The following is a 20,822-nucleotide window of genomic DNA, read 5'->3' as shown; positions in this document are numbered from 1 at the left end:
CATGCCCACGCCGCAGGACATCTGGGAGGCAGCCGACCTGCCCGCGCGCCGGCTCGCCGGGGTGGCCCTCAATCCGTCCTCTCCGCAGGACGTGCTGCTGCGCCTGCTCGCCGACGGTCCGCCGGCCGTACGGATGGTGCTGTGCCGGGACCGGATCCTGCCGGACGCCGTCGTCGAGGCCGTGCTCCGGCACCCCGACACCCGTACCCGTAGCTTCTTCGCCCGCAACCCCCACGCCGATCCGGCCCAACGGGCACGACTGGTCGACGATCCGGAGTGGTTCGTCCGCGCCCACCTCGCCAATGGTCCCGAGCTGCCTTTCGGTAGTACGTGCAGGCCGCTGCCCGACGAGACCGTGGTCCGCATGATCGACACCTATGACGACGACAGCCTGCACGGCACCCTCTATCGCCAGATCTCCACCGCGCTGCAGCGGTCCATGCCCACCCACCCGGTCGCGAAGGTCCGCCGCTGGGGGATCGGCCGGTGGGACGCGCTGCCCGGCGAGATCCAGGCCGCGCTGCTGGCGGATCCCGACAAGGAGGTCCGGCAGAGCGCGCGGGACAGCGCAGAGCTCTCCGCGCAATCCCGGGATCCGGCGTGGGTGGAGCGCGAACTGCCCGGCCATCCGTGCCACGCACGCTGGAACATGCTGATGTACCAGGCCCTGAGCAGGACCGTCGTCGACACCATCCTGACCAACCCGGACGCCGGGGAGGAACGGGAGGCCATCGCCGGCAACCCCAGCCTGCCCGCCGACGTGGTGGTCCTCCTGGCAGGCGATCCGGCCCCCGCCGTGCGCGAGCGGATCGCGTACCGCGCGGACCTCGGCCCCGCCGAACGCCGCGCGCTCGCCGTGGACCCCGCTCCGGAGGTGCGCCTCGCCCTGTCCGTGCACCCCGAGTTGAGCGAGCGCGAACGGGCCGCGATCGACTACGAGGTCCCCGTGGACGGCCCCTTCCAAGCCTGGCCCGGGCCCCTGGAGCCCCGGGACCCGCGGGACGTGCGCCGCGACGCGAACTCCGGGCACCCGCTGATGCGCCGGAGAGCGGCCGAGGACCGCGCTCTGCCGCCCGACCTGCTGGAACGCCTGGGCACCGACGAGGATCTCGGCGTACGCGTCCTGCTGGCCCAGTACCATCCGGACGCCCCGGCCCCGCTCCTGCTGCGCAGCTTCCTCGAGTACACCGGCCACCAGCGCGCACACCTCACCACCCGGCCCAACTTCCCCACGGCCGGCCTGGCGGCCTTCGCCGACCACGCGGACCCCGAGGTCCGCGCCCTGGCCGCCCGCGACCCCGACACCGCGCCGGCGACCGTGGAGCGCCTCACCCGGGACCCGGACCCCGCCGTGCGCGGCGCGCTGGCACGCCACCCGAACCTTCCGCGAGCCCGGCTGGCGGAACTCCTCGACGACGAGGAACTGGCCCACGCGGCCGCGGCCAATCCCGCTCTGGATCCCGAGGTGATCGAGCGGCTCGTGGCCACGTTGGCGCCGTCGGTCGACCGCGAAGCCGGGACGGGCCGGTGAGCGCGTCGGACCCTTCGGTATCTTTGGCCTGACCTGGGCACACCTCGCCGGCCCGCACGGCGGGAGGACGGCTGATCCGCATGACACGTACCACGGAGCCACTGGCCCGCCGCCGGCTGATCGGCGCGGCAGCGGCGGTCCTCCTCGCCACGACGGGCTGCGCCGGCCGGGACGGGGCGGAGGGAACGGCCATGTCGTCGCAAGCGCGCGGATACCTCACCGGCGCGCTGGACGTCATGGAGGGCAACTCGCTCTTCGCGGCGGACATCGACTGGACGGCCGTACGCCGCGAGGCCTTCGCCCGCGCGGGAAGCGCGCAGGTCCCCGCCGACACGTACGGGGCCGTCAAGGAGGCCTTGCGGGCCCTGGGCGACCGGCACAGCCAGTTCATGACCCCGCAGGAGGCCGAGCGGGCGCTGAGCCCGGCACCCGGTAGCACCGAGGTGCCCATGGCGAAGGTGCTCGCCGGTTCCCTCGGATACCTGTCCCTGCCGGCGGTGTCCTCCGACCGGGCGGCGGCGGCCTACGTGCGCCAGGGCCGCAAGGCCGTCGCGCAGGCCGACGGACAGGGGGCCCTGGGGTGGATCGTGGACCTGCGCGGCAACCCGGGCGGGGACATGTGGGGGCCGCTGGCCGCGGCGGGGTCCGTCCTGGGCGACGGGGTCGTCGGGGCGTTCGTGGAGGCCGACGGAAAGCGGACTCCGTGGACGATCGAGAACGGTACGCCGCGCCAGTACCTCGCCACCTGGGGCCCCGCCGAGCCGCTGGCACATGCGGCGCCTCCCGTGGCGGTGCTCACCAGCAGCCGGACCGCGAGCGCGGCCGAGGCCGTGACCATCGCCTTCCGCGGCCGCCCCGGTACCCGCAGCTTCGGACAGGCCACCCGAGGCGTCCCCACGGGCAACGACTCCCACGCCCTCCCCGACGGCGCGCTCATCCTGCTCACCCAGGCCCGGGAGGCGGATCGCACGGGCCGGATCCACAACGGCCCCCTCCCGCCCGACGAGGAGGTCCCGGACGACTCCCGCGACCTCGGCAGCGGCCAGGACCGGACGCTCGAAGCCGCGGCCCGCTGGCTGCGCGGCCGGACCGCCGCCGGCCCGGCGCCCGGGGAACGCTGAGGCGAGGGAATCCGGGCGCCGGGAACCCTGGCGCCCGGAATTCCCGGCGCCCGGGGAATCCTGACGCCCTCCGTGCGTTGATCCCTGTGTGATCCGCTCCCTCTCGATACTCGACCGGTCCCGCACCCGCGCGGGGCACCCCGCGGCGCAGGCCCTGCGCGACACCGTGGAGCTCGCGCGCACCGCCGAGCGGCTCGGATACCGCAGGTTCTGGGTCTCCGAGCACCACAGCGTGCCCGGGGTCGCCGGATCCGCGCCCACGGTGCTCGCCGCGGCCGTGGCCGGGGCGACGTCCCGGATCCGGGTCGGTACCGGGGGCGTGATGCTGCCCAACCACCAGCCACTGATCGTCGCGGAGCAGTTCGGGGTCCTGGAGTCGCTGTTCCCCGGCCGGATCGACATGGGGCTCGGCCGCTCGGTCGGCTTCACCGGCGGGATCCGCCGCGCGCTCGGGCGGGACACCGCCGACGCCGACCGGTTCGAGGAGCAGCTCGCGGAGCTGCTGGGCTGGTTCGACGGCTCGCAGCGGGCGCACCCCGAGGTGCACGCGCTCCCCGCGGAGGGGACGCGGATCCCGGCGTACGTACTGGCCACCGGCGAGGGGGCGGGGATCGCGGCCCGCGCCGGACTGCCGCTGGTCGTCGGGGACCTGCGGAGCCGGGCCCGGGTCGCGGAGATCATCTCGGCGTACCGCGAGGAGTTCCGGCCGTCGCCCTGGGGCGCGCGGCCCTACGTCGTGGCCTCCGGCACGGTCGCGGTGGCCGCGACCGCCGAGGCCGCCCGGCGGATCCTGGTGCCCGAGGCCTGGGCGCTCGCGTACTCCCGCACCCGGGGCAGCTTCCCGGCCCTGCGCCCGGCCGAGGAGATCGAGGCCCTGCCCATGAGCGACAAGGAGCGGGAGCTGTACGAGGGCGCCCTGGCCGGCCACATCCACGGCACGCAGGAGCAGGTCGCGGCGGAGCTGTCCGAGGTCGCGGAGCTGACCGGGGCCGACGAACTCCTGGTCACCACGTCCACGTACGACCGGACGGCGCTGCTGGACTCCTTCGAGCGGCTCGCCGAGCTCGCGGGCCTCCCGGAGACCGGGACACTAAACTAGGGCGAATGCACCAGTCCGCCACCCCGCACGCCCATGATCCCTACGTCCGCGTCCGCGGAGCCCGGGAGCACAATCTGCGCGGGGTCGACGTGGACGTTCCGCGCGACGCGCTGACGGTGTTCACCGGGGTCTCCGGCTCCGGGAAGAGCTCGCTGGCCTTCGGCACCCTCTTCGCCGAGGCCCAGCGACGGTACTTCGAGTCCGTGGCACCGTACGCCCGCCGGCTGATCCACCAGATCGGCGCGCCGAAGGTCGACTCGATCACCGGACTGCCGCCGGCCGTCTCGCTGGAGCAGCGGCGCTCCTCCCCCGGCTCCCGGTCCTCGGTCGGGACGGTGACCATGCTGTCCAACTCGCTGCGGATGCTGTACTCGCGGGCGGGCTCCTACCCGGCGGGCGCCGAGCGCCTGGACTCCGACGCCTTCTCCCCCAACACCGCGGCGGGGGCCTGCCCTTCCTGTCACGGCCTGGGCCGTGTGCACGCCACCAGCGAGGAACTGCTGGTGCCCGAGCCCGGCCTGTCGATCCGTCAGGGTGCCATCGCCGCCTGGCCGAGAGCCTGGCAGGGCAAGAACCTGCGCGACATCCTGGAGGCCCTCGGCCACGACGTGGACGCGCCCTGGCGGGAGCTCCCGGCGGCGGACCGCGAGTGGATCCTGTTCACCGAGGAGCAGCCGGTGGTGACCGTGCACCCGGTGCGGGAGGCCGACCGGATCCAACGGCCCTACCAGGGCACGTACATGAGCGCCCACCGGTACGTGATGCGGACCTTCTCCGACAGCAAGAGCCCCACCCTGCGGGCCCGCGCCGAGAGCTTCCTCAGCCATGCGCCGTGCCCGGTGTGCGAGGGCAGGCGGCTGCGTCCGGAGGCCCTGGCCGTGACCTTCGCGGGCCGGACCATCGCTGAGCTGGCGGCCCTGGCACTGACGGAGCTGGACGGCGTACTGGCCGCCGCGAGTGGCGGCGGCGAGGCCTCGCGGGTGCTCACGGAGGACCTCCGCTCCCGGATCGGCCCGGTCACCGAGCTGGGACTGGGCTACCTGAGCCTGGACCGCGGCGCCCCGACCCTGTCGGCGGGAGAGCTGCAACGGCTGCGGCTGGCGACGCAGTTGCGCTCGGGGCTGTTCGGGGTGGTGTACGTACTGGACGAGCCGTCGGCGGGGCTGCACCCCGCCGACACGGAGGCGCTGCTCGGCGTCCTGGACCGGCTCAAGGAGGCCGGGAACACCGTGTTCGTGGTGGAGCACGATCTGGCGGTCGTGCGGCACGCGGACTGGCTGGTGGACGTCGGCCCGCTGGCCGGTGAGCACGGCGGGCGGGTGCTGCACAGCGGCCCTCCGGAGGCTCTGGCCGCGGTGGCGGAGTCGGCCACGGCCCCCTACCTGTTCGGGGGCCGCCGGCCGGACGAGTGGCGCTCGGGGACCCCGCGGAAGGCGACCGGATCGGTCCGGCTGAGCGGTGTCGACCGGCACAACCTGCGGGACGTGGCCGCGGAGTTCCCGCTCGGGGTGTTCACGGCGGTGACCGGGGTGTCGGGGTCCGGGAAGTCCACGCTCGTGGGCCAGGCGCTGGCCCAGGAGGTCCACGAGCGGCTGGCGGAAGCGGAGTTCCCGGTGCGCCGGCTGGTGGAGGTGGACCAGAAGCCGATCGGCCGGACCCCGCGCTCCAACCTGGCGACGTACACGGGGCTGTTCGACGTGGTCCGGCGGCTCTTCACGGCGGCGCCGGAGTCGAAGGCGCGGGGCTGGAAGGCGGGCCGCTTCTCCTTCAACGTGCCGGGCGGACGGTGCGAGTCCTGCCAGGGCGAGGGCTTCGTCTCGGTGGAGCTGCTGTTCCTGCCGAGCACGTACGCCCCGTGCCCGGAGTGCGGGGGCGCCCGGTACAACTCCGAGACCCTGGAGGTGCGTCACTCCGGACTGAACATCGCCGAGGTGCTCGCCCTGACGGTGGAATCGGCGGTCTCCTTCTTCGCCGGGGTCCCGGCGGCGGCCCGCAGCCTCGGCGCGCTGTCGGACATCGGCCTGGGGTACCTGCGGCTCGGGCAGCCCGCCACGGAACTCTCGGGCGGCGAGGCCCAGCGCATCAAGCTGGCGACGGAACTCCAGCGCGTGCGCCGGGACCACACCCTGTACCTGCTGGACGAGCCGACGACCGGTCTGCATCCGGCCGATGTCGCGGTGCTGCTCCGGCAGTTGCACGGCTTGGTGGACGCCGGGCACTCGGTGGTGGTCGTGGAGCACGACATGGCGGTGGTGGCGGGCGCCGACTGGGTCATCGACCTGGGCCCGGGCGGTGGTGCGGACGGCGGCCGGGTGGTGGCCGCCGGCACGCCCGCCGAGGTGGCCCGTGCCACGGGCAGCCGTACGGCCGCCTACCTCGCCCGGGCCCTCGACGCGCAGCGGTAGTTCAGGTGCGCTTGGCGTAGTCCCCGTATCCCTGCCAGTCGAGAACCACGCACGGCTCCTCGCCGAGCACCCACGCGTCGTGGCCGGGGGCGATCTGGATGAAGTCCCCTGCCTGTACCTCGGTGTCCTCTCCGTCGTCCATGACGATGTTCATCCGGCCGCTGACGACGTAGCCCACGTGGGGCGCCTCGCAACTGTCGGTTCCCGCGATGGGCTTGACGTGCTTCGACCACTGCCATCCGGGCTCGAACACGGCTCGCCCCACGAGTCCCTGCTCGGTTTCCAGCAGGTCGAGCCTGCCCATGCCGTCCTCGAACGGACGTGTCTCATCGGCAGCATCGAAAGCCCGCCGCACGATTCCTGACATGATCGCCCACCCTCCGGCGCACGACTGCCCCGAGTCCACTTCTCAGCGTACGCCCCTGCGGGGGCCGCTACGCGTCCCCGTGGAGCAGGTGCTGCGGAAGCTCGCGGAAGCTCCAGAGGCCCTGTCTCCGGCTGAGCATCCACACCAGGTCGTAGCGGTCGGGCCAGGCGGCCGGGAGCCCCAGTACGTCCTGGGCTCCGAGGCCCCGGATCAGGCGCGGCATCCCCTGGTGCTCCCAGCAGACCAGGACGGGCAGGTGCGCCGCCAGGACCGCCCTCGCCAGGGCGGCCTCGGCTCCGAGGGCGAACTCCGCGCGGACCGGCGTACCCAGCGCGGTGGCGAGCGGCTCGACGGTCTGGCGGCACCGGGCGGGCGCCCCTTCCTTGCCGCCGGCCGCGAAGACGGCTCCCGGCCGGGGCAGGGCGGCGCCCTTGGCCGGCGGGAAGAGGGCGGGCAGCTCCTGGGCGCGGCGCAGGCCCCGGACGGCGAGGGCACCGGGGGTCTCGTTGCCGTCGTCGTCCTCGCCGGTGTCTCCGGCGTACGGCTTCTCCGCATGCCGGATGATCATGACCAGTACGTCGTTGGCGGCCTCGGGGCCGGGGCGCGGCGCGGGGTCCCGTCCCTCCCCGGCGCAGCCGGCCGCCGCCAGCGGTGCGAGCGCGGCGGCCAGCACGGTACGGCGGCGCGGCCCGGGTCCGGCAGTGGCGTGAGGCATGCGCCCACTGTCACCCATGCCCGCGGGGGCGTCCGGGCACGGCGCGACGGGAACCGCTGCGATCATCCGATCGGCGGACCCGTCAGCGGGGACCCCGGCGGACGGCCCGCAGCCACTCCTTGTTCATGGCGGCGATCGACGGCAGCGGGATCCCCTTGGGGCAGGCGGTGGCGCACTCACCGGTCAGGGTGCATCCTCCGAAGCCTTCGGCGTCCATGGTGGCCACCATGTCCAGGACCCGGGTCTCGCGCTCCGGCGAGCCCTGCGGGAGGACGTTCAGGTGGTTGACCTTGGCGGAGGTGAAGAGCATCGCCGAGCCGTTGGGGCAGGCCGCCACGCACGCCCCGCAGCCGATGCACTCGGCGTGCTCGAAGGCGTAGTCGGCGTCGGGCTTGGGGACGGCCGTGGCGTGCGCCTCGGGCGCGGAGCCGGTCGGGGCGGTGATGTAGCCGCCGGCCTGGATGACCCGGTCGAGGGCGCCGCGGTCGACGACGAGGTCCTTGACCACGGGGAAGGCCGAGGCCCGCCACGGTTCGACGTCGATGGTGTCGCCGTCGTCGAAGGAGCGCATGTGGAGCTGACAGGTCGTGGTGCGCTCCGGCCCGTGGGCGTCGCCGTTGATGACGAGGCTGCACGCGCCGCAGATGCCCTCGCGGCAGTCGTGGTCGAAGGCGACCGGGTCCTCACCGCTCAAGATGAGGTCCTCGTTGAGGGTGTCGAGCATTTCGAGGAAGGACATGCCCTCCGAGATGCCGTCGACCTCGTACGAGGCCATCGCGCCGGGGGCGTCGGCGTTCTTCTGGCGCCAGACGCGCAGGGTGAGCTTCATGCGTAGCTCCGCTGGGTGGGGTGGACGTACTCGAAGACGAGGTCTTCCTTGTGCAGGACGGGCGCGGCGCCGGTTCCGGTGTACTGCCAGGCGGCCGCGTACCCGAACTCCTCGTCGCGGCGGGCGGCTTCGCCGTCCGGGGTCTGGGACTCCTCGCGGAAGTGGCCGCCGCAGGATTCGGCGCGGTGGAGGGCGTCGAGGCACATCAGCTCGGCGAGCTCCAGGTAGTCGACGATGCGGTTGGCCTTCTCCAGCGACTGGTTGAACTCCTCGCCGCTTCCCGGCACCTTGATCCGCCGCCAGAACTCCTCGCGGATCTCGGGGATCCGGGCGAGGGCCTTGCGCAGGCCCTCTTCGGTCCGGGCCATTCCGCAGTACTCCCACATCAGTTCGCCGATCTCCCGGTGGAAGGAGTCGGGCGTGCGGTCGCCGTCGACGGCGAGCAGCTTGGCGAGGCAGTCGCGGGTCTCGCGGACGGCTGCCGCGGCCTCGGGGTGGGTGTCGTCGACGGTGTCCCGGTGCGGATGGCGGGCGAGGTAGTCGTTGATGGTGGACGGCAGCACGAAGTAGCCGTCGCCGAGTCCCTGCATGAGCGCGGAGGCGCCGAGGCGGTTGGCGCCGTGGTCGGAGAAGTTGGCCTCGCCGATCGCGAACAGGCCGGGGACGGTGGTCTGGAGGTCGTAGTCGACCCACAGTCCGCCCATCGTGTAGTGCACGGCGGGATAGATCCGCATGGGGACCTCGTACGGGTTCTCCGCGGTGATCCGCTCGTACATGTCGAAGAGGTTGCCGTACTTCTCCGCGACCTTCTCCTTGCCCATGCGGCGGATGGCGTCGGCGAAGTCGAGGTAGACGCCCTGGCCGCCGGGACCGACGCCGCGGCCCTCGTCGCAGACGTTCTTGGCCGCGCGGGAGGCGATGTCGCGGGGTACGAGGTTGCCGAAGGAGGGGTAGATCCGCTCCAGGTAGTAGTCGCGTTCGGCTTCCGGGATGTCGGCGGCGGGGCGGGTGTCGCCCTTGGCCTTGGGGACCCAGATGCGGCCGTCGTTGCGCAGGGACTCGCTCATCAGGGTGAGCTTGGACTGGTGGTCGCCGGTGCGCGGGATGCAGGTGGGGTGGATCTGGGTGAAGCAGGGGTTCGCGAAGTACGCGCCGCGCCGGTGGGCCCGCCAGACGGCGGTCGCGTTGGAGTTCATGGCATTGGTGGAGAGGTAGAAGACGTTGCCGTAGCCGCCGCTCGCGAGGACGACGGCGTCCGCGTAGTACGTGTCGATCTTGCCGGTGACCAGGTCCCGGGCGACGATGCCGCGGGCCACGCCGTCGACGGTGATCAGGTCCAGCATCTCGGTGCGGGCGTGCATCTCGACGTTGCCGGCGGCGATCTGCCGCGAGAGCGCCTGGTAGGCGCCGAGCAGGAGCTGCTGGCCGGTCTGGCCGCGGGCGTAGAAGGTGCGGGAGACCTGGACGCCGCCGAAGGATCGGGTGTCGAGGAGACCGCCGTACTCGCGGGCGAAGGGGACGCCCTGGGCCACGCACTGGTCGATGATCTCGACGGAGATCTGGGCGAGTCGGTGGACGTTGGACTCGCGGGCGCGGAAGTCGCCGCCCTTGACGGTGTCGTAGAACAGCCGGTGGACGGAGTCTCCGTCGTTGCGGTAGTTCTTGGCCGCGTTGATGCCGCCCTGGGCGGCGATGGAGTGGGCGCGGCGCGGGGAGTCGGAGAAGCAGAACTGGACGACGTGGTAGCCCTGTTCGGCGAGGGTGGCCCCGGCCGCGCCGCCGGCCAGGCCGGTGCCGACGACGATGACGGTGTGCCCGCGCCGGTTGGCCGGGTTGACCAGCTTGGCCTCGAAGCGGCGGCGGTCCCAGCGCTCGGCGATGGGGCCTTCGGGGGCCTTGGCGTCGGCGATCGGGGCCCCGGTGGTGTAGTCGGCGTAATCGTTGCTCATGTCAGCTCACCACTCCGGTCATGACGGCGACGGGCACGGACACGAAGCCCGCGAAGAGGACGAGGGCGAGGGCGTTGGCCAGGAACTTCAGCGTCCTGTCCCGCCGGGCGTTGCCCGCGCCCAGTGTCTGGGCGGCGCTCCAGAAGCCGTGGCGGACGTGCAGTCCGAGGGCGGCCATCGCCACGATGTAGATGGTGTTGCCGTACCAGGTGGAGAAGGTGGCGAGGACGTTCTCGTACGGGTGCCCGGCCCAGGCCCGCTCGTTCACGGTGAGCGTGGTGAGGTCGAGCAGGTGCCAGACGATGAAGAGGGCAAGGATGATGCCGCCCCAGCGCATGGTGCGGGTGGCGTAGCTCGCGCGGCGGCGCTTGTGGGCGTACTTCACCGGGCGCGCCTTGATGTCGCGGCGGCTGAGCTGGTAGGCGCAGACAGCGTGTGCGACGACGGCCGCGACCAGCGCCACGCGGACGATCCACAGGGCCCACTCGTGGTGCAGGAAGGGCGAGCCGAGGGTGCGCAGCCAGTGGGCGTAGCCGTTGAACTCGTCCGCCCCGAAGAAGATCTTGAGGTTGCCGAGCATGTGCACGACGAGGTAGCCGAGCATGATCAGGCCGGAGACGGCCATCACGGACTTCTTGCCGACGGAGGAGTCCCAGAGCGTGCGCGTGGTGGACGGCCGTCGATCCGTCCGCGTTGCCAGAGCCATGACACCGACGGTAAGGACCAAGGTCCCGAAAGGTCCAAGACATGGCGGAGCTGAAGTCGATAGCCTGCACCTATGCAGGCGCTAGCCTGGGGTGATGCAGTTCCAGCAGCTGGTCTACTTCGTCGCCGTCGCCGAGACCCGGCACTTCACCCGCGCGGCCGAGCGCGAGCATGTGGCGCAGCCCTCCCTGTCGCAGCAGATCAAGGCGCTCGAACGGGAACTGGGCGCCGAGCTCTTCAGCCGGGCGCGCGGGAACATCACCCTCACCGACGCCGGCGAGACCCTGCTGCCGCTGGCCCGGCGGATCCTCGCGGACGCGGACACGGCCCGGCTGGAGGTGCAGGAGCTGGCGCAGCTCCGGCGCGGCCGGATCCGTCTGGGCGCCACCCCCAGCCTGTGCACCGGCCTGCTGCCGGGCGTGCTCCGCGCCTTCCACACCGCCCATCCGGGGATCGAGCTGCTGATCGAGGAGAGCGGTTCGCTGGACCTCGTACGGGAGCTCGCGCGCGGGTCCCTGGACCTCGCGCTGATCGCCCTGCCGCTGCCCCCCTCGGCTCCGGCGCTGACCACGATGGAGCTGCTGACGGAGGACCTGGTGGTGGTCTCCTCGGCGGCCCTGCCGCCTCCGGCGGGCGGTGGTCCGCTCACGGTGGCCGCGCTGCGCGACGAGCCGATGGTGATGTTCCGGCACGGCTACGACCTGCGGGACCTGACGGTGGCGGCCTGCCGGGCGGAGGGCTTCGAGCCCGCGTTCACGGTGGAGGGCGGCGAGATGGACGCCGTACTGGGCTTCGTCCGCGCGGGGCTCGGCATCGCGGTGGTCCCGGCGATGGTGGTGGGCAACGCGGGCTCCGGGCTCCGCTCCACCCCCCTGGCGGGCTCCCCGCTGCGCCGCACGATCGCCCTGGCCCACCGCACGGACGTGGCACCCCCGCGGGCGGCCCGCGAACTGAAACGCATCCTGCTGGGCTGACCACGCCGAGGGACGGTCAGCGCGCGTGGCCGTCCTCCGGCACGGAGGAGGGATCCTCGGTGGCCCAGGCCAGCAGCATCCGCAGGGCGTCGTGCGACGGGGTGCCCGGCTCGGCGGCGTAGGTGATCAGGGCCTGATCGGGATCGTCCGTCGCGCGCAGGGTCTCGTAGGCCAGTTCCAGGTCGCCGACCACCGGATGGTGGAACCGCTTGGTTCCCGAGGTCTTGTCCTGCACCGGATGCTCGGCCCACCAGCGGCGGAAGTCCGCGCTCTTCATCGACAGTTCGCCGATCAGGCTCGCCAGCCGCGGGTCCTCGGGGTGGCGTCCCGCGTCCATGTGGAGGTAGGCCACGTTCTCACGGGCGCAGGCGGTCCAGTCGGCGTAGAGATCCCGCGACGCCTCGTCGAGGAAGGTGATCCGGGCGATGTTGCGCTCGGACCGGTCCAGGGGCGCGTAGTCGCCGAAGAGGGCGGCCGCCGCCGGGTTCCAGGCCAGTACGTCCATGCGCCGGCCCATCACCATCGCCGGCATGTCCACCAGATCGTCCAGCAGCCGCTGGAGCATGGGGCGCACGAGCTGCGGCCGGTCCTGGCTCCGGGGAGCGTGCCGGGCGGAGGGCTCAGGCCGGGCGAGGCGGTGCAGGTGCCGTGCGGCATCCCCGTCCAGCCGCAGTGCGCGGGCCAGGGCGTCGGGCACCGCGCCCGAGGGGTTGGGTACGCGGCCCTGTTCCATCCGGGTGTAGTAGTCGACGCTCACTCCGGCGAGTTGCGCGATCTCCTCGCGGCGCAGGCCCGCGACCCGGCGCCGGCCTCCGAAGTCCGGCAGGGCCACGTCGTCGAGGTGGAGGAGGGCGCGGCGGGAGCGGAGGAACTCGCCCAGGTGAATGGCTGTGCTCATACGAGGATTGTGGCCGGTCGGGAGGGATGGCTGCCTGGCCCTGCCAGGGCCAGGCACACACCGGTCCGACAACCGGGGCCTCCCGGGCCCCGTTCCGCGGGCAGCCGCGGACCGGTGAAGTCCGGCGAATCCGGTGAATCCGGTGAATCACATGAATCCGGTGCAGTCCGGTGCAGTCCGGTGATGCGATCCACTGGACCGGTTCGCGGGACCGGTTCGCAGGCGGCGCGCCGTGGCTTCAGTGCGCCCGGCGGGCCGGGAGGGTGCGGTCCAGGCCGTCGGACAGGAGGGCGAAGGCGCGCTCCGCGTCGGCCACGGCGGCCGGGTGGGCCTCGTCGGCGCTCCGGCCGGCGTCGATGCGGCGCCAGTTCTCCCGGCCCAGCTCCTGACGGGCCGCCACCAGGTATCCGGCCGACAGGCGGGCGGTGAGCGGGTCGACCGCTTCGGCTTCGAGCACGGCGGCGAGCAGCTCCACCTCGCGGGCGGTGTAGTGGGCCAGCCGGGATTCCAGGCTGGCGGTGCCGTAGAGCAGCCCTTGGAAGGCGAGCACGTTCGGGTGGTCGCAGAGGCCGGTGATCGGGTCCCGCTCGGCGAGCGCCGCAAGGAAGTGGGCGCGCACGGCCGCCACCGGGGTCTGGCCCACGGCCCGGTCGCGCACGATCCGTGCCGCCTCGTCCTGGTGGTCGGCGAAGCGGTCGAGGACCAGGTCCTCCTTGCTCGGGAAGTAGCGGAACAGCGTCGGCTTGGAGACCTCCGCCGCGGCCGCGATGTCCGCCACCGAGACGGCGTCGAAGCCCCGCTCCAGGAAGAGTTCCAGCGCCGTGGCCGCCAGCTGGCGGCGCGTACGGAGCTTCTTGTTCTCGCGCAGACCCGACGTGTTCTCCATGGGCAAAGCATAACACGAATGAGTGACCCAGTTAAATTCGTAACCGGGTTGCATTTTCTGTCATGACGCGCTTTCCTTGAGACATCGACGACGAGGGGACATCCGATGACGACCGACACGAAGCGACGGCAGGGTCCGGTCCGGCCGCCTGAAGCACCGGACGTACTGGTCGTGGGCGCCGGGCCGACCGGGCTCACGCTCGCCTGCGACCTGGCCCTGCGGGGCATCGCGGTACGGGTCCTGGAGAGCCGGACCGCACCGCACCGCGAATCGCGCGGCAAGGGGCTCCAGGCCGGCAGTTTCGGCGTCTTCGAGGAACTCGGTGTGGCCGCGGCCGTGACCGCCAGGGGGCGCGAGCGCGTGGTGCTGCGCAAGTACTTCGACGGGGAGCACGTCAGGGACACGGCCGTCGAGGGAGGCCTGCTCGTAGGGCAGTGGCAGGTGGAGGAGGTCCTGCGCGAACGGCTGGCCGAGCTCGGCGTGCGCGTCGAGTACGGGTCCCGGCTCACCGCAATCGCCCAGGACGCGGCCGGCGTCCGGGCGGATCTGGAGGACGGCGCCACGATCCGGGCCGGGTACCTGGCGGGATGCGACGGCGGGCACAGCTCCACCCGGGGGCTCCTCGGCATCCCCTTCGAGGGGAGCGGGGAGGTGGAGCCGGCGATGGTGCTCGGGGATGTCAGGGCGCCGGGGCTCAGCCGCGCGTTCTGGCACCAGTGGTTCACGTCGGACGGGGGCGGGATCCTGCTCTGCCCGATGCCGGGGACGGACACCTTCCAGTTGCAGGCCCCGCCCGAGACGGACGATCGGGGCGAGTCGCTGCCACCCTCGCTGGAGAGCTTCCAGCGGCTCTTCGACCGGTATGCGCGGATGCCGGGGATCCGGCTGGCCGAGCCCACCTGGCTCTCCTCCTGGCGGGTCAACGTCCGCATGGCCACCCGGATACGGGAGGGCCGGGCCCTCCTCGCGGGCGACGCGGCACACGTCCACCCCATAGCCGGCGGGCTGGGGATGAACACCGGCATCCAGGACGCCGCCGCCCTCGGCCGGGCCCTGACCGCCGTCCTCTCCGGGGCGGCCGGGGAGGAAGCGCTCGAGGCGTACCAGGCGGAGCGGCTGCCGGTGGCCGCCGAGCTCCTGGCCGACACGGCACGGCGCTACGAGCGGGTCGTGGCGGCCGTCCGTGAACCGGGCCGGGGCACGGAGGCGGGCCTGGAGTGACCCCGGAACGGCCCACGGACCCCCTGCTCACGGACACCCTGTTCACGGACCCCCGGCTGCTCACGGACCGCGCGGGCCGGGCCCGCCCAGGCCGGCGGGGCGTGCGGGAGTCGGCGGCCGGCCCGGGACGGGGTCAGAGGGTGGGCACGGCGTCCGACAGCGACAGGGTGTGGATGCGGTCCGCGGCGCCCGGGCGGGCGTAGTACCAGCCCTGGGCCGTATCGCAGCCCAGCGCCCTGAGCTGGGCGGCCTGGGCGCCGGTCTCCACGCCCTCGACGGTGACGGCGAGTTCGAGACTGTGGGCCAGGGCGACTATGCCTTCCACGATCTTGACGTCGACCGGGTTGGCCGGGTGCTGCTGCATGCCCTTGGTGAAGGAGCGGTCCAGCTTCAGAACGCTGACGGGCAGGCGGCGCAGATTGGCCAGGTTCGAGTAGCCCGTACCGAAGTCGTCGAGGGCGATGTCCACGCCCAGAGCGGCGAGCCGGCGCAGCGGTTCCAGGAGTTCGTCGTCGGCGCCGATCAGGGCCGACTCGGTGACCTCCAGGCACAGCGTGCCGGGAGACAGGCCCGAGGACTCCAGGACGCGGATCGTGTCGGCGACCAGGCCGGGATGGTGCAGCTGGGTCGGTGACAGGTTGACGTTGATCCGCAGGGTGGCGCCGCCCTGCTGGTGCTGCCAGGCGCGGGCCTGGCGGACGGACTCCTCCAGGACCCAGCGGCCGAGCGGCACGATCAGTCCGGTGCGTTCGGCGAGCGGAATGAACCGGTCCGGGCCGAGCACCCCGTGCTGCGGGTGCGACCAGCGCACCAGCGCCTCGGCGCCGTGCACGCTGCCGTCGTGCATGTGGACCAGCGGCTGGTACTCGATGAAGAACTCGCCGCGTTCCAGCGCGGCGGGGAGGGCGTTGGTCAGCCCGTGCCGGGTGATGGCGCGCGCGTCGGCGGCGGCGTCGGCGAACTCGAACCGGTTGCCGCCGGCCGCCTTGGCCCGGTACATGGTGATGTCCGCGCTGCGCAGCACCTCCGCGGGGGTGCGCTCGCGGGCCGGGCCCTCGACGATGCCGATGCTGCCCCGGACCGTCAGCTCGCGGCCCTCCAGCCGGATCGGGACGGACAGCGCGGAGAGGATCCGGACGGCCAGTTCGGTGGCCTTCTCCTCGGTGTCGGGGCCGGTGGTCAGCGCCACGAACTCGTCACCGCCGAGCCGGGCGACCACCTCGCCGGGTCCGGTCGCGCAGCTCTGCAGCCGGTCGGCGACCTCCACCAGCAGCCGGTCGCCGGCCGAGTGGCCGAGGCTGTCGTTGACGGCCTTGAAACCGTCGAGATCGAGGTAGCACAGGCCGAAGCGGGAGCCGCCGGCCCCGCTCAGGGCCTTCTCCAGGCGTTCGAAGAAGAGCGTCCGGTTGGGCAGGCCGGTCAGGGCGTCGTGGGTGGCCTCGTAGCGCAGGCGCAGGTTGAGCAGCCGGCGCTCGGTGGTGTCCTCCATCAGGGCCAGCTGGTACTGCGGCACGCCATCGGCGTCGCGCAGCAGCGACACCGTCAGGTTGGTCCACAGCACGGTTCCGTCGTGCCGGTAGTACGGCTTCTCGACGCGGTAGCTCTCGCGTTCGCCGCGCACGAGCTCCCCGTACATCCGCCACACGTGCGGGGTGTCGTCGGGATGGCTCCACTCGCTGACGTTGCGGCCGCGGACGTGCCCGTCCATGCCGCCGAACATCTGCAGCAGCGCGTCGTTGATCTCCAGGACGTTGCCGTCCAGATCGGCGATGCCGATCCCGATGGCCGCCCCCTCGAACACCGCCCGGAAGCGGGCCTCGCTGGCGTGCAGCGCCTGCTGGGCGTCGGCGCGGGCGGTGAGGGCGGAGCGGGCGATGGCCTCCTGCTCCTTGAGGGTGCGTTCGCGCAGGGCGCGGGCGAATCCGGCCGCGATGCCGTGCTGGAGCCGGGCGCAGCGGGACCGGTACTCCTCGGTCCCCTCGACGCTCTCGGCGTCGGGGCCGCCGGGACCGCAGTACAGCACCAGGTAGGACTCGACGACGCCGAGGGTGCCGGCGAGCGCCTCCGGGTCGGTGCAGTGGACCGCGACGAGCTCCTCCCCGACCCGCTGGCCGGCGGAGGAGTCGAAGGGCCGGGCCCGCAGGGCCTCGACGAGGGTGCGGGTGAGCGGTACGAGGTGACGTTCGAATTCGGCACGGGTGAGCGAGGTCGCGGTGACCGGGAAGATGGCTCTTCCCCAGATCGTCGCGAACCGCCCGATCCGGTCCTCCAGACCGCCCTGTGGCGCGGCCGGGTCCTCCGCCGTCTGCGTCGGCAGTCTCACGCCTTGCGTCCCACGCCCGCGAATCCCGAGAAGGCGTAGGGGTCTTCGTCCGCGGACTCGCCCTCCTGCCCGCCGGTCGTGTCGGGCCGCCAGTTGGGCATGGAGACCAGCCCGGGCTCGATCAGGCCGAAGCCGTCGAAGAACCGCCGGATCTGCTCCGCGTCCCGCATGACGAGCGGGTTGCGGATCTCGCGGTAGACGCCGACGGTGCCGCTCGCGACCTCTTCCGAGAGGGGGATCCCCTCGTACGAGGCGTGCGTGAGGATCAGCAGGCTGCCGGGTGCCAGCGCGTCGCACAGCTCGGAGACCGCCGCGTAGGGCTCGTCCGAGTCCTCCAGGAAGTGCAGGACGGCGACCAGCATCAGCGCGACCGGGCGGCTCAGGTCGAGCCCCTGCACGACTTCGGGGGCGGCCAGGATGTCCTGCGGCTTGCGCAGGTCGGCGGCGACGACCCCGGTCCGTTCGGTGCCGGCCAGGACGGCCTGGCTGTGGGCGACGGCCACCGGGTCGTGGTCGACGTAGACCACGCGCGCCTCCGGGCAGGCGGCCTGGGCGATCTCGTGGACGTTGCCGAAGGTGGGGATGCCGGAGCCGATGTCGAGGAACTGCGTCACGCCCTCGGCGACGGCGTAGCGGACGGCCCGGCGCATGAATGCCCGGTTCGCCTGCATGATCTTGGGCAGGCCCGGCATGAATTCCATGGCCCGACGGGCTGCCTGCCTGTCGACCTCGAAATTGTGGGAGCCGCCCAGGTAGTAATCGTAGATGCGGGACACGCTCGGCACCGTTATGTCGATGCCTGGCGGGGCCCAGGCGGGGCGCTCCATCGGGGTCTCCAAGCCGTAGTCCTGCAGCGGTCCGGACGGATCGGACTCCTGTCCGAGCCGAATGTACTGATCATTGCCCAACGGAGCGAGCGAAAGCGGAAATTGGCGATCCGTTCTTCGTCACACGTCAAAGACCGGACGGCCGTCGCCCAGGGAATGATCGAAACCGACAAATACCTTTTGAGAAAAGGTCGATGAACGATCGGAGGCGAAGCGAATCTGGCTCAAACCTCCGTAGCCAAAGCCTCACCCGTTCAGGCGAACCAAGGGCAACCTTCCCGCGCGCGGGCGCGCGCGACCCCATGATCCCCGGGTGAAAAGAGCCTCTTCCAGGCGTCTGCTGGCCGTACCGGTCCTCCTGTGGGCGGCCCTGTCCACGACACCGGCCATGGCCGATAGCAGCGCATACGCGACGATCGACCCCGGCGACGGGACGGCCGCCGTCCGGCAGGCCCTGTCCGCCCTGGACGGCGCGACCGGGGGCATCCGAGGTGGCGGACGTCACGGTGACCGGGCCGGCCAGGGCGGCCCGGGCGACCACGGCAACCGGGGCAACCAGGACGGCCGGGGTGATCGCGACAACCGGGGCGGATCCGGTCAAGGTCATGGTCAAGGCCATGGTCAAGGCCACGGCGGACCCGGCGGCGGCCACGGCGGCGGGCACGGCCACGGTGGTGGGCACGGTGGCCACCACGGCCACCCGCCCTGCCCTCCGCCCCCGCCGCCTCCCCCTCCGTGCCCGCCCAAGCCCACACCACCTCCTCCTCCCCCGCCCCACCCGAAGCCCACGCCCGTCCCGACCCCGCCACCGCCTCCCCCACCACCGCCACCCCCCGCTCCGAAGCCGGTGCCCGAACCCCCCGCACCGGCCCCGCCCCCCGCGCGCCCGGCCCCCGCTCCCCCGGCCGCCAAGCCGGCCCCGAAGCCCGTTCCGAAGCCGGTTCCGAAGCCGGCCCCGAAGCCGATTCCGGAACCCGTCGCGGAGCCACCGGCTCCGCCGCCCCCGGTGATCAACGTGGCCGCGCCCAAGAAGCCGGTCGCGCGCCCCGCTTACCACGCGGCGGCCCGCAAGCCGCTCGAGCACCACATCTCACCGGTGACCTTCACCTTGATGACCGCGGCCCCCGCGGTGCTCGCGATCGTCGCGCTGCGCCCGCGCTAGAGCCGCCGCATTCCACCCCCGTAATCGATTGGGAGTCATCTTGTCGGAATGGCTCGTCCTGTCCCTCGCGATGGCCGCCGCGTGTGCCGTGGTGCTGTCCATCGCCTTCTTCAACCAGCGCCGGATCGGCGAGGACGACGATCCCAGCGAGACCCCGGACGTCATCGAGTACATGACGATGATGATCGGCGTGATCTACGCGATCGTGCTGGGCCTGGCGATCGCCGGCGTCTGGGAGGGCCGTGGGGCCGCCCAGGAATACGTGCGCCAGGAATCGCAGGCCCTGCACGAGATCAGCGTCCGCTCCGAGGTCTACCCGGCCGACGTGCGCAAGAAGATCAGGGCCGACGTGGACGCCTACGTCAGCTACGTCGTCGACACCGAATGGAAGGAGATGGCCGAGAACGGTGAGCTGACGGACCGCAGCGGGGAGCTGCTGGAACGCATCCGCCGTGATGTGACGGACTACGAACCGCGGACCGACCACGAGGGCCAGGCGTACCAGCCGCTCGTGGACCAGGTCGCCGTGGTCGACGACGCGCGCAACGCGCGCGGCCAGAGCGCCGGGGCCACCATGCCCGGGGTGGTCTGGTTCGGCCTGATCGCCGGGGCCCTGGTAACGGTGGGGCTGATCTTCACCTTGCAGATCAGGCGCTCGTTCCGGGAACTGCTGCTCGCCGGGCTGTTCAGCGCGCTGATCGCGTTCCTGCTGTTCCTCATCTGGGACTTCGACGCACCCTTCGGGCGGGGCATCGCCGCCACCGCCGAGCCGTTCCTCTCCCAGTTCCCGCATCTGGGCCTGGGCGACTGACGCCACGTCGCCCCGGCAGGGCCCGGCGGCGGCAAACCGGCGACGGCAAACCGGGGACGGGCCTCCCGTCCCCGGTTCGGCCTACGGCCATGCCCCATTCGCCCGTTCCTGATCGCGGGTCGCCGCGCCCGGACCTAGCGTGGCGGACATCGAGGCGCACGACCCCCCACGTGCGGAAACCGTTCCGCGGCTGCTCCTCGGGGATCCGGAGAATCATCCATGGGCGCGATACCCACCTCCCCCACAGCCCTGTTGGGCGCCGCCGCGGCGGGCGCCCTCCTCTTCTGCGGCGCAGTGGCCGCCCCCGCCGCGCGTGCGGCCGAGGCCGCGCCGATCACTTCCTTCGGTTTCGCCATCACCCCTTCGACGGTCGCCCCCGGCGGCCAGGTGGTGCTGTCCGTCACCGGCTGCAACGCCGCCTTCGCCACCGTCTCCTCCGGCATCTTCGACACCGTGAGCATCGAACGGGGCAAGACCGCACGGGTCACCGTGGACCGGGACGCGCGGCGCGGAGCCCAGTACTCCGTCTCCTTCACCTGCGCGGGCGAAACCGGCTCGGCCGACCTCACCGTCTCCGGCGGCACGGGCAGGCCCACGACCAGCTCCACCGTCGGCGCCCGCAGGACCCCGAGCGCGAGCACGGCAGCCGGTACGCGCACAGGTACTGGAACCGGCACCGGTACGGGCGCTTCGCGCGCGGCCACCCTCGGCGTACGCGGCGGCCTCGGCGGCAGCATCGCCCGGCTCGATCCCCTGGAACTCGGCGCCGGAGCGGGGCTCGTCCTCGGCGGGCTGGTCGGTCTGGGCTACGCCCTGCGCCGCCGGGACATCCGCCGCATCCACTGAGCGCCCGAAATCCACTGAGCGCCCGAAATCCACTGGGCACCCGAAGTCCGCTGGGCGCCCGAAGTCCGCTGGGCGCCCGAACCGCATCTCCCCCGGAACGCCGGTCGCCCCGTGTCCTGGCCCGGTCAAGGGGGGGCCCGCGGGTGTGCGGGG

At 72.7% G+C, this 20,822-nt stretch carries 18 protein-coding genes; 9 read left to right on the top strand and 9 right to left on the bottom strand.

The annotated features are described in order from the left end of the window. Position 1 precedes the first annotated feature (1 nt). The 4 genes from ACWCP2_RS33230 (at position 2) to ACWCP2_RS33215 (ending at position 6,156) form a co-directional block, all read left to right on the top strand. Entirely contained in the window at positions 2 to 1,531 is a 1,530-nt protein-coding gene (locus tag ACWCP2_RS33230) for a hypothetical protein (protein ID WP_450912279.1), read from the top strand. Positions 1,532 to 1,605: 74 nt separating this feature from the next. Then, on the top strand, positions 1,606 to 2,652 hold the full coding sequence (locus ACWCP2_RS33225) for a S41 family peptidase (protein WP_450912302.1): 1,047 nt from the start codon (positions 1,606 to 1,608) through the stop codon (positions 2,650 to 2,652). 88 nt (positions 2,653 to 2,740) lie between these two features. Further along, a complete protein-coding gene (locus ACWCP2_RS33220; protein ID WP_450912278.1) occupies positions 2,741 to 3,751 on the top strand; it encodes an LLM class flavin-dependent oxidoreductase in 1,011 nt (336 codons plus the stop codon). 5 nt (positions 3,752 to 3,756) lie between these two features. After that, complete coding sequence (locus tag ACWCP2_RS33215) at positions 3,757 to 6,156, top strand: ABC transporter (RefSeq protein ID WP_450912277.1); 2,400 nt, start codon at positions 3,757 to 3,759, stop codon at positions 6,154 to 6,156. Position 6,157: 1 nt separating this feature from the next. Here ACWCP2_RS33215 and ACWCP2_RS33210 read toward each other — a convergent pair whose 3' ends face one another. The 5 genes from ACWCP2_RS33210 to ACWCP2_RS33190 form a co-directional block, all read right to left on the bottom strand. After that, positions 6,158 to 6,523: a cupin domain-containing protein gene (locus ACWCP2_RS33210; RefSeq protein WP_450912276.1), complete on the bottom strand. Its 366-nt coding sequence runs from the start codon at positions 6,521 to 6,523 to the stop codon at positions 6,158 to 6,160. Between the two features lie 67 nt (positions 6,524 to 6,590). Then, the gene (locus ACWCP2_RS33205) at positions 6,591 to 7,238 is read right to left on the bottom strand and encodes a hypothetical protein (protein ID WP_450912275.1); all 648 of its coding nucleotides are present in this window, start codon (positions 7,236 to 7,238) and stop codon (positions 6,591 to 6,593) included. Positions 7,239 to 7,320: 82 nt separating this feature from the next. After that, complete coding sequence (locus ACWCP2_RS33200; RefSeq protein ID WP_254380746.1) at positions 7,321 to 8,067, bottom strand: succinate dehydrogenase/fumarate reductase iron-sulfur subunit; 747 nt, start codon at positions 8,065 to 8,067, stop codon at positions 7,321 to 7,323. Beyond that, positions 8,064 to 10,016 (bottom strand): fumarate reductase/succinate dehydrogenase flavoprotein subunit, encoded by a 1,953-nt coding sequence (locus ACWCP2_RS33195; protein ID WP_450912274.1) that lies wholly within the window; start codon positions 10,014 to 10,016, stop codon positions 8,064 to 8,066. Before ACWCP2_RS33195 ends, ACWCP2_RS33200 begins: the two co-directional genes overlap by 4 nt. A 1-nt stretch (position 10,017) precedes the next feature. Then, positions 10,018 to 10,722, bottom strand: coding sequence for a succinate dehydrogenase (locus tag ACWCP2_RS33190; protein WP_450912273.1), 705 nt, complete (start codon positions 10,720 to 10,722; stop codon positions 10,018 to 10,020). A gap of 94 nt (positions 10,723 to 10,816) precedes the next feature. On the opposite strand from ACWCP2_RS33190, the gene ACWCP2_RS33185 reads away from it, so the two are divergent. Then, the gene (locus tag ACWCP2_RS33185) at positions 10,817 to 11,695 is read left to right on the top strand and encodes a LysR family transcriptional regulator (RefSeq protein WP_450912272.1); all 879 of its coding nucleotides are present in this window, start codon (positions 10,817 to 10,819) and stop codon (positions 11,693 to 11,695) included. Between the two features lie 16 nt (positions 11,696 to 11,711). Here the strand turns inward: ACWCP2_RS33185 and ACWCP2_RS33180 are convergent, their stop codons facing one another. Together ACWCP2_RS33180 and ACWCP2_RS33175 are read right to left on the bottom strand one after the other, a co-directional pair. Continuing rightward, entirely contained in the window at positions 11,712 to 12,593 is an 882-nt protein-coding gene (locus ACWCP2_RS33180) for a helix-turn-helix transcriptional regulator (RefSeq protein WP_450912271.1), read from the bottom strand. 238 nt (positions 12,594 to 12,831) lie between these two features. Then, on the bottom strand, positions 12,832 to 13,479 hold the full coding sequence (locus ACWCP2_RS33175; protein ID WP_450912270.1) for a TetR family transcriptional regulator: 648 nt from the start codon (positions 13,477 to 13,479) through the stop codon (positions 12,832 to 12,834). Between the two features lie 105 nt (positions 13,480 to 13,584). Between ACWCP2_RS33175 and ACWCP2_RS33170 the strand changes: the two genes are divergently transcribed. Next, positions 13,585 to 14,700, top strand: coding sequence for an FAD-dependent monooxygenase (locus ACWCP2_RS33170; RefSeq protein ID WP_450912269.1), 1,116 nt, complete (start codon positions 13,585 to 13,587; stop codon positions 14,698 to 14,700). Between the two features lie 133 nt (positions 14,701 to 14,833). Here the strand turns inward: ACWCP2_RS33170 and ACWCP2_RS33165 are convergent, their stop codons facing one another. Together ACWCP2_RS33165 and ACWCP2_RS33160 are read right to left on the bottom strand one after the other, a co-directional pair. Continuing rightward, entirely contained in the window at positions 14,834 to 17,023 is a 2,190-nt protein-coding gene (locus ACWCP2_RS33165) for a putative bifunctional diguanylate cyclase/phosphodiesterase (protein WP_450912268.1), read from the bottom strand. Continuing rightward, positions 17,020 to 17,850, bottom strand: a complete 831-nt coding sequence (locus ACWCP2_RS33160) for an SAM-dependent methyltransferase (protein WP_450912301.1) — start codon at positions 17,848 to 17,850, stop codon at positions 17,020 to 17,022. Before ACWCP2_RS33160 ends, ACWCP2_RS33165 begins: the two co-directional genes overlap by 4 nt. 1,006 nt (positions 17,851 to 18,856) lie before the next feature. Here ACWCP2_RS33160 and ACWCP2_RS33155 point away from each other — a divergent pair. The 3 genes from ACWCP2_RS33155 to ACWCP2_RS33145 all read left to right on the top strand — a co-directional run bounded on the left by ACWCP2_RS33155 (position 18,857) and on the right by ACWCP2_RS33145 (position 20,669). Beyond that, entirely contained in the window at positions 18,857 to 19,012 is a 156-nt protein-coding gene (locus ACWCP2_RS33155) for a hypothetical protein (protein ID WP_450912267.1), read from the top strand. Between the two features lie 40 nt (positions 19,013 to 19,052). Further along, the gene (locus tag ACWCP2_RS33150) at positions 19,053 to 19,823 is read left to right on the top strand and encodes a bestrophin-like domain (protein WP_450912266.1); all 771 of its coding nucleotides are present in this window, start codon (positions 19,053 to 19,055) and stop codon (positions 19,821 to 19,823) included. Between the two features lie 219 nt (positions 19,824 to 20,042). Then, entirely contained in the window at positions 20,043 to 20,669 is a 627-nt protein-coding gene (locus ACWCP2_RS33145) for a hypothetical protein (protein WP_450912265.1), read from the top strand. Positions 20,670 to 20,822: the final 153 nt, after the last annotated feature.

The sequence above is a fragment of the Streptomyces sp. NPDC002104 genome (genome assembly GCF_053593795.1).
Note: the sequence above shows the minus strand (reverse complement) of the source record. Positions and strands in the feature narration are given on the sequence as shown.